Genomic DNA, 12687 nt, shown 5'->3' with positions numbered 1-12687 from the left:
GGTACCAGATGCCGAGGGCGTTCGGGAGGCAGGTGAGCGCGAGCGCGGTGAGGGCGGCGGGCCGGTTGTTCTGCCGGGCCACGGTGTACAGCGCGAGCAGGAGGCCGAAGTAGGGGGCGAAGCTGAAGGAGGTGGTCAGGGAGAGCAGGGTCGCGCCGACGGCGGCGGCCCAGACGACGACGAACACCGTCATGGGCCACCTCCGCCGGAACGTCAGCGCGAGGGCCTCCGGCACGGCGAAGACGGCCACGAGCAGCTGGTCGCGCCCGGTCACCCCCGGGTCGAGAGGGGTCGCGTAGAAGAAGACGTCGGGGATGGTGATGGCCAGCGCCAGCAGGGCGTCCTGGGTCCTGGTGGGCGGTGGCCTCCGCCGGAGGGCGGTGTCCGTCACAGCTGGTCCGTCACAGCTGGAGTTCTCGGCAGCAGAGGGTGTTCGTCTTGTCGCAGCACGTCCTGTCCACCAGGTCCGGAAGTCCGCCGGTCCGGACGTCGGACCACCACGGTTCGACCGCGGTGGCGTGCTCCGCCGGTGAACGGACCGGGTAGCCGAGTGCGGCGTACGCGGCCCACAGGTCGCCGTGGTGGTCCCGGATGGCTGCGACGAGCTGGTCCCGGGTGAACTCCACCTCGCCCGTCGGGAGTTGCGAGGGCGCGCGAAGGGTCAGGAAGGACGCGGCGGCGCGGAAGCCGTCGTCGGTGAAGGCGGCCAGGCTGATGCCGGCCACCCGCAGGGCCTCCGCGCCGCCGTCGGGGCCGGGGTCCTCGGTGATGCGGACGGCGAGGCTCTGCCACGGGTCGCCGACCGCCGGGGGAGGGTCGGGCACCAGGACCGTCCGAGGGCTCAGGAGGAGGCCGTCGGCCAGGGCCGGACCGGCCGTCCCGTCCGGATGGACCTGGTGCACGGTGGCGCCGACGGTGGGGTGCGGGGTCGTTCGTTCGTCCATGGCGGGGCTCCCGGGGTGGGAGGGGGTGATGGGGTCCTTCACTCCAGTAGAAGCCCACTTCCCTGCGCGGCGCCCGGGGAATGTCAGTTCGACACGGGGGCCGAGGGCCGGCTCACCGGCCGAATCCGGCCAGCAGGCCGCGCGGGTCGAAGGTCACCCGGATCCGGGTGATCCTGCCGTCCTCGACGCGCATCCAGTTCGCCGTCGGCGCCGGCGGGGCGATGCTCGTGCACAGCTCGAACCAGGTGATCACCTCGTCGCCCTCGGCCACCCGGACCTTCACGTCGATCTTCTCCAGTACCTGCCCGAGTCCCTTCAGTCCGGCCAGCGCCTCCTCCACTCCGGAGGCCGTCCCGAGGGCGCCGACGAAGTCGACGTCGTCGGCCAGCAGGCCCCGGATGGTCTCGAACTCGCCCGCCTCCCAGGCGGTGAAGTAGGTCTCGGCGGTCTCACGCGCGGTCTTCGTCGTCATGCCTCCATCCTCCGGGCGACCCCATCCATCCGTCCAACAGATGAATCAGATGGCTTCAATCTGTTCCAGTGATGGGATAGGGGTGCTCTGCGTGATCGACCGGCCGTGGTCATCACGTTGAGTGAATGTCAGATGAGATGGTTTCGGCCTGTTCGACCTGGTAAGGCGCTCAACGCCGGAATCGAAGGAGGCGTGAATCGTGATCACCGAACAGCAGGCCCGTTCCATGCTGCACCACCCCGTCCATGACGCGCGGGGCAACCGGATCGGCAAGGCCGACCACATGTTCCTCGACGACGTCACCGGCAAGCCGGAGTGGGTCAGCATCAGGACCGGATGGTTCGGGGCGAGCGAGTCGTTCGTGCCGATCCGCGACGCCCGCGTCGTCGGCGACCATCTGGAGGTGCCGTACGCCAAGGAGAAGGTCAAGGACGCCCCGCTGGTGGCCGTGGATCGTGGCGGGCACCTCTCCGAACAGGAGGAACGTCGGCTCTACCAGTACTACGGCATCGACCTGGACGAGGCCTGGAAGGCCGCCAACCGGCCCGGCGCGGGCGGTGGCACCGCCGCTGCCGCCACTACCGCCGCCGCCGGGACCGCCGCTGCCGGGACCGCCGCCGCGGCCGGCCGCACCGGCTCGACCGGGCACCTCGGCAGGGCCGGCACGGCCGGTGCCGCCGGCGTGACGGGTGCCGCGGGTACGACCGGTGCCACCGCGCGGGCCGCCGCCGTTCCGGGAGCCGCCTCCGCCGTCGGGCGGGCCGGTGTCCACCCGGAGAAGGACGGCGTGATGACCCGCTCCGAGGAGCGGATGCGCGTCGGCGTCGAGCGCTACGAGGCCGGTCACGCGAAGCTGCACAAGTACGTCGTCACCGAGGAGGAACGGCAGACCGTGCCGGTGCGGCACGAGGAGGTCCACGTCGAGCACGAGCCCATCGCCGAGGCCGACCGGCGTGCCGCGATGTCCGGCGATCTCATCTCGGAGGCCGAGTACGAGGTCACCCTGCACGCGGAGCGGCCGGTCGTGCGCACCGAGGCCGTTCCGGTCGAGCGCGTGCGGCTGGTGACCGAGGAACGCGTCGAGGAGCAGACCGTCACCGGCCAGGTGCGCAAGGAGCGCATCGAGGCCGAACTGCCCGACGGGAGGACGGGGCAGGCACACGGTCGGCAGATGCAGGGCACCCGGATGCAGGGTGCCCAGACGCAGGGCGCGGAGATCCGGGGCAAGGACCGCCGCCGGTGACGCCCTCCGGGCCGTGACCGCCCCGCGCGGCCGCGGCCCGACCGCACCGTCCCGCCCGACGCGTCGATCGGCCGGGCGGGCGGAGCGCCCGGTCGCATATCGTCAACGGTCATGGAGATGCACCAGCTGCGCTACTTCGCCGCCGTGGTCGACGAGGGCACCTTCACCGCCGCCGCCGCCCGGCTGCACGTGAGCCAGTCCGGCATCAGCACCCAAGTGGCGAAGCTGGAGCGCGAACTGGGGCAGCAACTGCTCGACCGCTCCGGTCGGCAGGTGCGACTCACCCCGGTCGGCGAAGCGGTGCTGCCGCTGGCCAAGAACGCCCTGGCCACCCTGGACGCCATCCAGCACACCGCCGCCGAGTTCGCCGACGCCGTCCGCGGCCGGGTCCGGCTCGGCATGATCACGGGCTGCTCGATCCCGCCCTTCCTGGACGCCGTCGCGGACCTCGGCCGCAGCCACCCCGGCATCGAACTCAGCCTGCACGAGGGGCACTCCGAGGACCTCCAGGCGCAGGTCCTGGCCGGCTCGCTCGACCTGGCCCTGATCGGCTACGCGGGCGAGGTCTCCCCGGGTCTGGAGGCCACCGTCGCCATCGACGAGCCGATCGCGGCCGTCGTGCCCGCCGGCCACCCGCTCGACCGGGCGCGGCTGCGGCTCGCCGACCTGTGGGGCGAGAAGATCCTCTGCCTCTCCCCGGGCACCGGCATCCGCGCCGCCTACCAGGACTCCTGCCGCCGGCTCGGCCTCGACCCGCGGGTGGACATCGAGGCCAGCTCCCCGGTCGCGCTGCTCCGGCTCGCCGAACGCGGCGCGGGCGTGGCCGTCCTCAGCCCCTCCTCCGCCACGGGGGCCGGGTTGCGGGCCGTCCCGCTGGCCGACGCCACCACGACCGCCAGGCTCGGGCTGGTCGCCCGCCGCGACCAACCCTCCCCGGCCGTACGGCTGTTGCGGGCCCGACTGCGGGAGGCACTCCGCTTCGAGTGACCGCCCGGGCGGAAGCCGCGGCTCAGGCCCTCCAGCGCGGATCGCGCCCCGAGGCGGCCAGCGCGCGGTCCCACGCGGAAGCGTCCTCGGGCAGCGCCACCGACGCGGCGAAGCCCTCGTACCGGCGGTACAGTTCGGCGTTCTCCGCCACGATCTCCCCGGCCAGCAGCGCGAGTTCCTCGTCGACCTCGATCCGCCCGCCGGTCGCCCGGGCCACGTCCCAGCCGTGCAGCAGCAGCTCCAGGAGCAGCATCCGGGCGATCCCGACGGCCGGCACCGGAGAGCCGCCGAGGTCGACGTCCCCCGCCCAGGCGGCTTGGTCCGCCCAGGCGGCGACCGCGCGCTCCAGCCGGTCCGCGTAGGCGGAGCGCCAGTCGGCCTCGGCGGTGAAGTCCCGTGCGGTCAGCTCCTCGGGCAGCTCGGCCCGCCGGGCCCGGTGCTCCAGGCCGTGCGAGGTGTAGAGCACCCAGTGGTTGATCAGCGCACGGGTGTCGAACTCCGTGCAGGGCGTCGGCGCGTCCAGCGGCCGGTCGGCGGGGACGGCGGCGGCGACACCGGCCGCGAGGGAGGCGGCACGGGCCAGGAAGGGGTGCATCGGGTGGACGTTCATGGCGCCGATTCTGCGCGCGGCCGCACCACCCGGTCTTGAAGAAACGCGACGACTAGCCTGACGCCATGGGCAGCGGCGAGGGGACGGGCATCAGCGGGGACTCCCCGGACTCCCCGGACTCCCCGGACTCCCCGGACTCCCCTGACACTCCCGGGCTCGGCCGCGGTGTGCTCCACCCCGCCCGGGCGGCCGAGCTGATCACCGTGGAGCGGCTCGCCCCCGATCCGGCCGTGGCGCGGTCCGTCGAGTACTACTGGCTGGTCCGGTGGGACCTGCGCGGCCTGCCGCCGTACGAGCAGAAGGTGCTCGCCCACCCCAACGTCCACCTGGTCCTCGAGGCGCCGCGGGCGCGCGTGTACGGGGTGGACCGCTCGCTCTTCGTCCGCCGCCTGGAGGGCGCCGGGCACGTGCTGGGCGCGCGGTTCCGCGCCGGCGCCTTCCGCGGCCTCGCCGGGCACCCGGTGAGCGCGCTGGCCGACCGCTCCGTGCCCGCCGCCGAGTACTTCGGGCCCGGGGTCGACCGGCTCAACGCGCGGGTCCTCGGGGCGTCCGGCAGCCCCGCCGCCCTCGCCGACGCCTTCCTCCGCCCGCTGCTGCCCGCGCCGGATCCGGTCGCCGCCGAGGTCGCCGCGATGGTGGACCGGATCACCGGCGCCCCGGACCTGTTCCGGGTGGACGAGCTGGCCGCCGAGCTGGGCGTGACCGTCCGCCGCCTCCAGCGCCTGTTCGCCGAGTACGTCGGCGCCTCCCCGAAGTGGGTGCTGCGCCGTGCCCGCCTCCACGAGGCCGCCGAACGCGCGGCCGCGGTGGGGGGTCTGGACCTGGCGGCGCTCGCCGCCGAGCTGGGGTACGCCGACCAGGCGCACCTGACCAGGGACTTCACCGCCGCCGTCGGAGTCTCCCCGGCCCGCTACGCGGGGGCGGCGCGCTGAGACCCGCCGGGGCACGCCCGAGAACCCCGGCCGAACGCCCGGTCCGGGCCGGGGCTACGCCCCCAGGAAGCGCTGCAGCTCGTCCAGCACGTAGTTGGCCCCGGTGTACCCGATCCCCTGGAACCACAGCTGGTCGTCCACCGGGAAGGCCCGGTGTCCCTTGACCGCCCCCAGCGCCTGCCAGCCGGGGCTCGCCAGCACGGCGTTGGCGCCCGAGGCCTCCGGATCGCCGTACGTCGCGTACAGCAGCAGATCGCCGTCGGCCCTGGCGAGCTGGTCCGGCGGGATCTCGAAGTCCGACTGGTCGACGTTCTGCGCGTCCGGCCGGCCGACCTGGGCGTCGGTGAGCACCGTCCCGGGGAAGCTCTGCCGGCCGAACAGCCGGATGCCGCCGCCCTCCACGAACCGCACCAGGCTCACCCGGCGTCCGGACAGCTTCGCCGTCGCCAGTGCCTGCGCCACCTGCCCGGCGTGCTTCTGGTACGCCCCGGCGAAGGCGGCCCCGGCGGCCTCCCGGCCCAGAGCCTGGGCGTGCAGCTGGAAGTCGGCCTTCCACGCCGCCCCGGCGGTCTGGGTGAGCACGGTCGGGGCGATGTCCCGCAGCTGCTCGTAGCGGTCTCCGTCGCGGGTCTGGTTGGAGAGGATGAGGTCCGGCCGCAGGGCCCGGACGGTCGGCAGGTCGGGGGCGCCGGCCGGGCCGACCAGTCGGATCCCGGCCGTCCGGGAGGCGGGCCAGTACGCGGGGTAGCTGGTGTCGTGGCTCGGGAGCGCGGCGCCGACCGGGGTGATGCCGACGGTCAGCGAGGAGTCGAGCACGTCGGTGTCCAGCACGACCACCCGCATCGGCGCGCCCGGTACCACCACCGGGCCGGTGGCGGCGTTCACCGTCACCGGCGGTACCGGGGGCGGGGTGGGGGTCGGGGCCGAGGCCGGCTGGGTGCCGGTGGTGGGGCCGCCCGTGGCCGCCGGGGCCGGCTGCCGGGTGGTGCAGCCGGCGGCCGCCGCGAGCGCGCCCGCGCCGAGGCCGGTGAGGAGGGTGCGGCGGGAGATCCGGGGCATCGGCGGTCCTCTGGCGGCGGGGCGGAGCGGGCGAGGTCGGGGCGCCGTCGATTATGTCCGAAATGGGGCCTAAAGTGCCGTTAAGCGCCGGTGCCGTCCGGTGCGAGTGCCGCCCACGGGGCGCCCGGCACGACCAGCGGTGTGCCGGTCACCGGGTCCGGCACCACCACCGAGTCCAGTCCGAACACCTCCCGCACCAGCTCGGCCGTCACCACGTCCCCGGGCGCGCCCTGCGCCACCACCCGGCCGTCCCGCATCGCCACCAGGTGGTCCGCGTACCGGGCGGCCTGGTTGAGGTCGTGCAGCACCGCGACGACCGTCCGGCCGCGCTCGACGTTCAGCCGGCGGACCAGGTCCAGCACCTCGACCTGGTGCGCGATGTCCAGGTAGGTGGTCGGCTCGTCCAGCAGCAGGATGTCGGTGCCCTGGGCGAGCGCCATCGCGATCCAGGCGCGCTGGCGCTGGCCGCCGGACAGCTCGTCCATGCTCCGCTCGGCCAGCTCGGCGGTGGAGGTGCGCTCCAGCGCCTCCGCGACCGCCTCCTCGTCCTGCGGCGACCACTGCTGCCACCAGCTCTGGTGCGGCTGGCGGCCGCGCGCGACCAGGTCCGCCACCGAGATGCCCTCGGGGGCGGTCGGCGACTGCGGGAGCAGGCCGAGCCGCTGGGCGATCCGCTTGGTCGGGACCCGCGCCAGCTCCTCGCCGTCCAGCAGCACCGCGCCCCGGACCGGCTTCAGCAGCCGGCCGAGGGCCCGCAGCAGGGTCGACTTGCCGCACGCGTTCGGGCCGACGATCACCGTCACCCGCCCGTCCGGGACGGCCACGTCCAGGTCCTCGACGACCGTGCGCGCCTCGTAGGCCAGGGTGAGGCCCCGGGCCTCCATGCGGTGTTCGGACATCAGGAACCTCCACGACGGGATCGGATCAGCAGCCACATCAGGTACGGCGCGCCGACCATGCCGGTCACCACGCCGACCGGCAGCTCGGTCGGAGCCAGCAGGCGCCGGGCGATCAGGTCGGCGAGGACCACCACCAGCGCGCCGGTCAGAGCCGAGCAGAACAGCGGGACCTGCGCCGAGCGGGCCAGCCGCAGGGCGATCTGCGGGGCCATCAGCGCGACGAAGTCCACCGGCCCGGCGGCCCCGGCCGCGCACGAGGCCAGCACGATGCCCAGCAGCGCCATGCCGAGGCGGATCCGGTCCAGGCGCAGGCCGAGGCCGACGGCGGTGGCGTCGTCGAAGGAGATCGACCGCTGGGCCCGGGCGGCCCACAGGGCGACCGGCAGGGCGGCGAGCAGCACCCAGGCGAGCCAACCGGCGTGGTCGAAGCCGGCGCCGTTCAGGCTGCCGGTCATCCAGACCTTGGCGGCCTGGGCCTGGAAGCCGTCGCCCTTGGTGAGGAAGACGGAGGTGAGCGAGGACAGCGCGACGCTGATGCCGATGCCGATCAGCACGAAGCGCTGCGCGTGCAGGCCGCGCCGCCAGGCCAGCGCGTACACCAGCAGCCCGGCGACCAGGCCGCCGGCCACCGCCGCGTACGGGGCCTGGCCGGTCGAGCCGACCACGCCGTACGCCGTCAGGCCGACCACGGTCGCGGTGGCGCCCCAGGTCACGCCCACCACGTCGGGGCTGGCCAGTGGATTGCGGGCGACGGTCTGGACCAGCGCCCCGGCCAGCCCGAGCGCCAGGCCGACCAGCAGTCCGACCACCACCCGGGGCAGCCGGAACTCGCCGACCACCAGCTCGTGCGGACTCGGCTGCCCGAGCACCACCTTGACCACCTCGCCCGGCGCCACGGTGGACTCGCCCAGGCAGAGCGAGGCCACCACGGTCGCCGCCAGCGCCACCAGCAGCCCGACGGTGACGGCCACCGAACGCCGGTGCACCAGGAACGACGCCCGCCCGGCCCGGACGACGGAGTAGCCGCGCAGGGTCACGGACCGCGCGGCGGGGGCGGAGCCCATGCCGGGGACGGAGCTCATGCCGCCACCACCTTCCGGCGGCGCACCAGGGCCACCAGCACCGGGACGCCGACCAGCGCCGTCATCACGCCCGCCGGCACCTCGGACGGCGGGAACAGGACCCGGCCGAGGGTGTCGGCGAGCAGCAGCAGCGCCGGCCCGAGGACGGCGGAGAACGCGAGGATCCAGCGGTGGTCGGCGCCGGCCCCCGCGCGGGCCGCGTGCGGGACGGCGAGGCCGACGAAGGCGATCGGGCCGGCCGCGGCGACCGCCGAGCCGGTCAGCACCGTCGCGCCGAGCGCGCCGACCGCCCGGACCAGGCCGGTCTTCGCACCCAGCCCCTTCGCGGTGTCGTCGCCGAGCGCCAGCGCGTCCAGGCCGCGCGCCACCGCGACCACCAGCACGGTGCCGACGGCCAGGAACGGCAGCAGCTGCCAGGCCACGTCCGCGGTCCGCCCGGAGAGCGAGCCGACGTGCCAGAAGCGGAACTGGTCCATGGTGGCCGCGTCGGTGGTCAGCACCAGGGTGTTGAGCGAGGCGATGAAGGCGGACATCGCCGAGCCGGCCAGCGCCAGCTTGATCGGCGTGGCCCCGCCCCGGCCGCGCCCGGCGAGCCCGTACACCAGCACGGTGGCGATCACCGCGCCGGCGAAGCCGAACCAGACGTACCCGGTGAGGGTGGAGACGCCGAAGCCGGAGATGGCGACCACCACGCCGGCCGCCGCGCCCTGGGAGACGCCGAGGATGCCGGGGTCGGCGATCGGGTTGCGGGTCAGGCCCTGCATGACGGCCCCGGCCAGGCCGAGCGCCGCGCCGACGGCCAGTCCGACGACCGTGCGCGGCACCCGCAGCTCGCGGACCACGACGGCGTCCGCGGTGTCGCCGCCGTGCAGCAGGGCGTCGAGCGTGTCGCCGAACGGGATGGTCCGGCTGCCGACCGCCAGGCTCAGCAGCACCGCGGCGGCCAGCACGGCCAGCGCGGCGGCGAGCCACAGTATTCGGCGCCGGGGCGCGCGGTACGGCGCGCGGGGCGCCCCGGGCGGTGCGCTGGTGTCGGTCATGGGCCCTCTCCGCAGACAACTCAGGTAAACCTAAGTTCAGCCGTGAAGCCCGGGCAAATTGCCTCGTGGCCCGCGGTACCCGTTGGGTAGCCTGACGGCATGTCCGCGACCCCACCCGCTCCGCTCACGGTCGGCTTCGACCTCGACATGACGCTGCTGGACACCCGGCCGGGTATCCGCGCCACCTACCGGGCGCTGTCCGCCGAGACCGGCACGTTCATCGACGCCGACCTGGTGGTCACCCGGCTCGGTCCGCCGCTGCTGGACGAGATCCGCAACTGGTTCCCCGAGGCCGAGGCGCAACGGGCGGTCGACCGCTACCGCGAGCTCTACCGCGACCACGCCTTCGCCCCGACCGTGGCCCTGCCCGGCGCGTACGCCGCCGTCGAGGCGGTCCGCGCCCACGGCGGCCGGGTCGCGGTGATCACCGGCAAGTACGAGCCGAACGCCCGGCTCCACCTGGAGCACGCCGGGCTGGTCGCGGACACCGTGATCGGCGACCTGTGGGCGGAGACCAAGGGCGTGGCGCTGCGCGAGCACGGCGCGAGCGTCTACGTCGGCGACCACCTCGGCGACATCCGGGGCGCCCGGCACGCCGACGCCCTCGCGGTCTGCGTGCCCACCGGCCCGTACAGCGCGCAGGAACTGCGCGAGGCGGGCGCGGACGTGGTGCTGGCCGACCTCACCGCCTTCCCCGACTGGCTCGCCGGGCACCTCGCCGAGCGCGGCTAGGCGAGCGCGGCTGGGCGAGCGCGGCTGGGCGAGGCCGGACCGCACGGGCCGGCGCCGCGCCGGCGGATCAGGAGCCGACGGGCCCGGTCCGGCGGCGCTGGGCCCGGGCGTTCCTCAGCAACCCGGTCAGCGCGGCCAGGAAGCCGGCCGGCATCAGCATGCTCAGCCAGTACGCGGCCGTCGGCAGCGGCGTCAGGTGCAGGAACAGCGGGACGAAGGTGACCAGGGTGGCGAGCGCACCGAGGCCGAAGACGATCGCCCCGGCCCTGACGTACACGTCGCCGGGGTCGGCGCTCTGGCTGCTCACGTCTGCTCACTCCTACGGGCCGGTCGGGACTGCCACCAGTCTGGCAGAGCGGCCGCCGGGCGGGCCCACCGGAGCGGGCCGGTCACGTTGCGCAGTTTTCCGGCAGCTGAACGTTTTGATCCCTGCTGAGCGGGGGTATGCACGGGATGCCGAGGGGCGCTGCAGGTGTGCCCCGCGTCCTCAGACCCGGGGGTGTGAGCCGATGGAATGCGCGGAGCCGCGCCCCGGCCGTGCCGTTTCCGGGTTGCCCGTGACCGCGAGATCCCGTTCCCGCCGCCCCGACCGGGCCTCGGAACGCGGATCCCTCGCGGAACGCGGATGAGGCAGTGACGGACGGTTAGTCTGCTCCTGACCGCGTGCCGACCATGAGCGCCCACGGGCTCGGAGTCGAGGTCGGCCGCTTTTCCCACCACCCAGTGATCCCCGGCCAGGGCCGGGATCCCTCACACCCATTCGAGGACTGTTCGAGATGCCCACCGGCCAGGTCAAGTGGTTCAACGAGACGAAGGGCTTCGGCTTCCTGTCGCGCGACGACGGCGGCGACGTCTTCGTCCACACCAAGGCGCTGCCCGACGGTGTCACGTCGCTGAAGCCGGGTCAGCGGGTCGAGTTCGGCGTGGTCGCCGGCCACCGCGGGGACCAGGCGATGGCCGTGCAGCTGCTGGACGCGCTGCCCTCGGTGGCCGCCGCCCAGCGCCGGAGCGCCGACGACATGGCGCCGATCGTCCAGGACCTCATCACCACGCTGGACGCGGTGCTGCCCGGCCTCCAGCGCGGGCGCTACCCCGCCAAGCCGACCGGCCAGAAGCTGGCCGGCCTGCTGCGCGCGGTGGCCGACCAGTTCGACGTCTGACCGCCCTCGGGCGGACGGGAGGCAGCGCCTAGAACGCGAGCGCACCCGGGTCGAGCGGGGGCACCAGCCCCTCCGCGGCGGCCCGGGTGAGCAGCGCGCGGACGGCCGCGTAGCCCTCCTCGCCGAGGTCCTCGGAGAACTCGGTGACGTACAGCCCGATGTGCTGCTCGGCGACGTCCAGGTCCATCTCCTGGGCGTGCGCCAGCACGTACGCGCGGCTCGCCGCCGGGTCCGCCCAGGCCTGCCGGACGGAGGCGCGGATCGCGTCGGCGATCTCCCGCAGCCGCTCCGCGCCGAGCGAGCGCCGGGCGACGATCGCGCCCAGCGGGATCGGCAGGCCGGTCTCCCGCTCCCAGGCCTCGCCCATGTCGGCCAGGCTGTGCAGGCCGTACTGCTGGTACGTGAAGCGGGCCTCGTGGATCACCAGGCCGGCGTCCACCCGGCCGTCCCGGACGGCGGGCATGATCTCGTGGAACGGCAGGACGACGATCTCGCCGAAGCCGCCCGGCACCGCCGTCGCCGCCCAGAGCCGGAACAGCAGGTAGGCGGTGGAGCGCTCGGAGGGCACCGCGACGGTCTTCCCGGCGAGGTCGGCGGGGGAGTCCACGCCGGGCCGGGTGAGCACCAGCGGGCCGCAGCCGCGGCCCAGCGCGCCGCCGCAGGGCAGCAGGGCGTACTCCTCCAGGACCCAGGGCAGCGCGCCGTAGCTGATCTTCAGCACGTCCAGCTCGCCGCGTTCGGCCTGCCCGTTGGTGATGTCGATGTCGGCGAAGGTCACCTCGGGCGCGTCGGCCCCGGGCACCAGGCCGTGGGCCCAGGCGTGGAAGACGAAGGTGTCGTTCGGGCAGGGCGAGTACGCGATGCTCAGCCGTTCAGCCACGGCCGGCCTCCTCAGTCGGTTCGTGCCGCGCGGCCGGTTCCGGTGCCCGCCGTGCGGCCAGTTCGTGGACGGGCAGCGCGGCGAAGGCCCGTTCCAGGGCGGCCAGTGCCTCGCCGATCCGCCAGGCGGCCCGGTCGCGCGGGCCCACCGGGTTGGACACGGTGCGCAGCTCGAGGGCCGGCACGCCGTACCGGGCGGCGGCCTCGGCCACGCCGAAGCCCTCCATCGCCTCGGCCGCGGCGCCGGGGTGGCGGGCGGCCAGCTCGGCGGCCCGCTCGGCGCTGCCGGTGACGGTGGAGACGGTCAGCACCGGGCCGACGGTCAGGCCGGGGCCGGCCAGCGCCCGCGCGGCCAGTGCCACGGCGGCGGGCGGCGGGGTGTGCCGGACGGTGCCGAAGCCCAGCTCGGCGACGTCGGCGAAGCCCTCGGGGGTCTCGGCGCCGAGGTCCGCGGCCACGATCGCGTCGGCCAGCACGGTGCCGCCGACCGGGGCGAGCGGGGCGAAACCGCCGGCGATCCCGGCCGAGACGGCCAGCGCGTACGGGTGGGCCGCCAGCGCGGCGGAGGCGGCGGCCGCGGCGGCGGCCGGGCCGACCCCGGCGGCGAAGCGGTGGGCGGCAACGGTGGCGAGCACGGCGGCGAGCATC

At 75.0% G+C, this 12687-nt stretch carries 15 protein-coding genes and 1 pseudogene; 5 read left to right on the top strand and 11 right to left on the bottom strand.

The window, feature by feature from the left end; genetic code table 11:
* The 3 genes and pseudogenes from AB0E96_RS30410 to AB0E96_RS30400 all read right to left on the bottom strand — a co-directional run.
* Positions 1–391: pseudogene (locus AB0E96_RS30410) on the bottom strand (hypothetical protein); the annotation flags it as partial.
* A gap of 10 nt (positions 392–401) precedes the next feature.
* Entirely contained in the window at positions 402–944 is a 543-nt protein-coding gene (locus AB0E96_RS30405) for a hypothetical protein (RefSeq protein ID WP_359828991.1), read from the bottom strand.
* 112 nt (positions 945–1056) lie between these two features.
* On the bottom strand, positions 1057–1416 hold the full coding sequence (locus tag AB0E96_RS30400; RefSeq protein WP_359828990.1) for a nuclear transport factor 2 family protein: 360 nt from the start codon (positions 1414–1416) through the stop codon (positions 1057–1059).
* A 199-nt stretch (positions 1417–1615) separates the two neighbouring features.
* On the opposite strand from AB0E96_RS30400, the gene AB0E96_RS30395 reads away from it, so the two are divergent.
* Together AB0E96_RS30395 and AB0E96_RS30390 are read left to right on the top strand one after the other, a co-directional pair.
* The gene (locus AB0E96_RS30395; RefSeq protein WP_359828989.1) at positions 1616–2659 is read left to right on the top strand and encodes a PRC and DUF2382 domain-containing protein; all 1044 of its coding nucleotides are present in this window, start codon (positions 1616–1618) and stop codon (positions 2657–2659) included.
* 111 nt (positions 2660–2770) lie between these two features.
* Positions 2771–3646 carry a LysR substrate-binding domain-containing protein gene (locus AB0E96_RS30390; RefSeq protein WP_359828988.1) on the top strand — a complete coding sequence of 292 codons (876 nt, stop codon included), beginning with the start codon at positions 2771–2773 and terminating at the stop codon, positions 3644–3646.
* A 22-nt stretch (positions 3647–3668) separates the two neighbouring features.
* On the opposite strand, the gene AB0E96_RS30385 is transcribed toward AB0E96_RS30390, so the two are convergent.
* Complete coding sequence (locus AB0E96_RS30385; protein WP_359828987.1) at positions 3669–4256, bottom strand: TIGR03086 family metal-binding protein; 588 nt, start codon at positions 4254–4256, stop codon at positions 3669–3671.
* 65 nt (positions 4257–4321) lie between these two features.
* Here AB0E96_RS30385 and AB0E96_RS30380 point away from each other — a divergent pair, with 65 nt between their 5' ends.
* Positions 4322–5188 carry a helix-turn-helix domain-containing protein gene (locus AB0E96_RS30380; RefSeq protein WP_359828986.1) on the top strand — a complete coding sequence of 289 codons (867 nt, stop codon included), beginning with the start codon at positions 4322–4324 and terminating at the stop codon, positions 5186–5188.
* Positions 5189–5242: 54 nt separating this feature from the next.
* On the opposite strand, the gene AB0E96_RS30375 is transcribed toward AB0E96_RS30380, so the two are convergent.
* The 4 genes from AB0E96_RS30375 to AB0E96_RS30360 all read right to left on the bottom strand — a co-directional run bounded on the left by AB0E96_RS30375 (position 5243) and on the right by AB0E96_RS30360 (position 9268).
* Positions 5243–6247, bottom strand: a complete 1005-nt coding sequence (locus AB0E96_RS30375; protein WP_359828985.1) for an iron-siderophore ABC transporter substrate-binding protein — start codon at positions 6245–6247, stop codon at positions 5243–5245.
* Between the two features lie 80 nt (positions 6248–6327).
* A complete protein-coding gene (locus AB0E96_RS30370) occupies positions 6328–7146 on the bottom strand; it encodes an ABC transporter ATP-binding protein (RefSeq protein ID WP_359828984.1) in 819 nt (272 codons plus the stop codon).
* Positions 7146–8228 (bottom strand): iron chelate uptake ABC transporter family permease subunit, encoded by a 1083-nt coding sequence (locus AB0E96_RS30365; RefSeq protein WP_359828983.1) that lies wholly within the window; start codon positions 8226–8228, stop codon positions 7146–7148. The genes AB0E96_RS30370 and AB0E96_RS30365 overlap by 1 nt, the downstream gene beginning before the upstream one ends.
* Positions 8225–9268, bottom strand: a complete 1044-nt coding sequence (locus tag AB0E96_RS30360) for an iron ABC transporter permease (protein ID WP_359828982.1) — start codon at positions 9266–9268, stop codon at positions 8225–8227. The genes AB0E96_RS30365 and AB0E96_RS30360 overlap by 4 nt, the downstream gene beginning before the upstream one ends.
* A gap of 99 nt (positions 9269–9367) precedes the next feature.
* On the opposite strand from AB0E96_RS30360, the gene AB0E96_RS30355 reads away from it, so the two are divergent.
* Positions 9368–10000 carry an HAD family hydrolase gene (locus AB0E96_RS30355; RefSeq protein WP_359828981.1) on the top strand — a complete coding sequence of 211 codons (633 nt, stop codon included), beginning with the start codon at positions 9368–9370 and terminating at the stop codon, positions 9998–10000.
* Between the two features lie 67 nt (positions 10001–10067).
* On the opposite strand, the gene AB0E96_RS30350 is transcribed toward AB0E96_RS30355, so the two are convergent.
* On the bottom strand, positions 10068–10307 hold the full coding sequence (locus AB0E96_RS30350; protein WP_359828980.1) for a hypothetical protein: 240 nt from the start codon (positions 10305–10307) through the stop codon (positions 10068–10070).
* 469 nt (positions 10308–10776) lie between these two features.
* On the opposite strand from AB0E96_RS30350, the gene AB0E96_RS30345 reads away from it, so the two are divergent.
* Positions 10777–11160 (top strand): cold-shock protein, encoded by a 384-nt coding sequence (locus AB0E96_RS30345; protein ID WP_188300873.1) that lies wholly within the window; start codon positions 10777–10779, stop codon positions 11158–11160.
* Positions 11161–11188: 28 nt separating this feature from the next.
* Here AB0E96_RS30345 and AB0E96_RS30340 read toward each other — a convergent pair whose 3' ends face one another.
* Together AB0E96_RS30340 and AB0E96_RS30335 are read right to left on the bottom strand one after the other, a co-directional pair.
* Entirely contained in the window at positions 11189–12040 is an 852-nt protein-coding gene (locus tag AB0E96_RS30340; protein ID WP_359828979.1) for a 1,4-dihydroxy-6-naphthoate synthase, read from the bottom strand.
* Positions 12033–12686: a futalosine hydrolase gene (locus AB0E96_RS30335; RefSeq protein WP_359828978.1), complete on the bottom strand. Its 654-nt coding sequence runs from the start codon at positions 12684–12686 to the stop codon at positions 12033–12035. Before AB0E96_RS30335 ends, AB0E96_RS30340 begins: the two co-directional genes overlap by 8 nt.
* Position 12687: the final 1 nt, after the last annotated feature.

This window comes from Kitasatospora sp. NPDC036755 (genome assembly GCF_040636595.1).
Classification (GTDB): domain Bacteria; phylum Actinomycetota; class Actinomycetes; order Streptomycetales; family Streptomycetaceae; genus Kitasatospora.
Note: the sequence above shows the minus strand (reverse complement) of the source record. Positions and strands in the feature narration are given on the sequence as shown.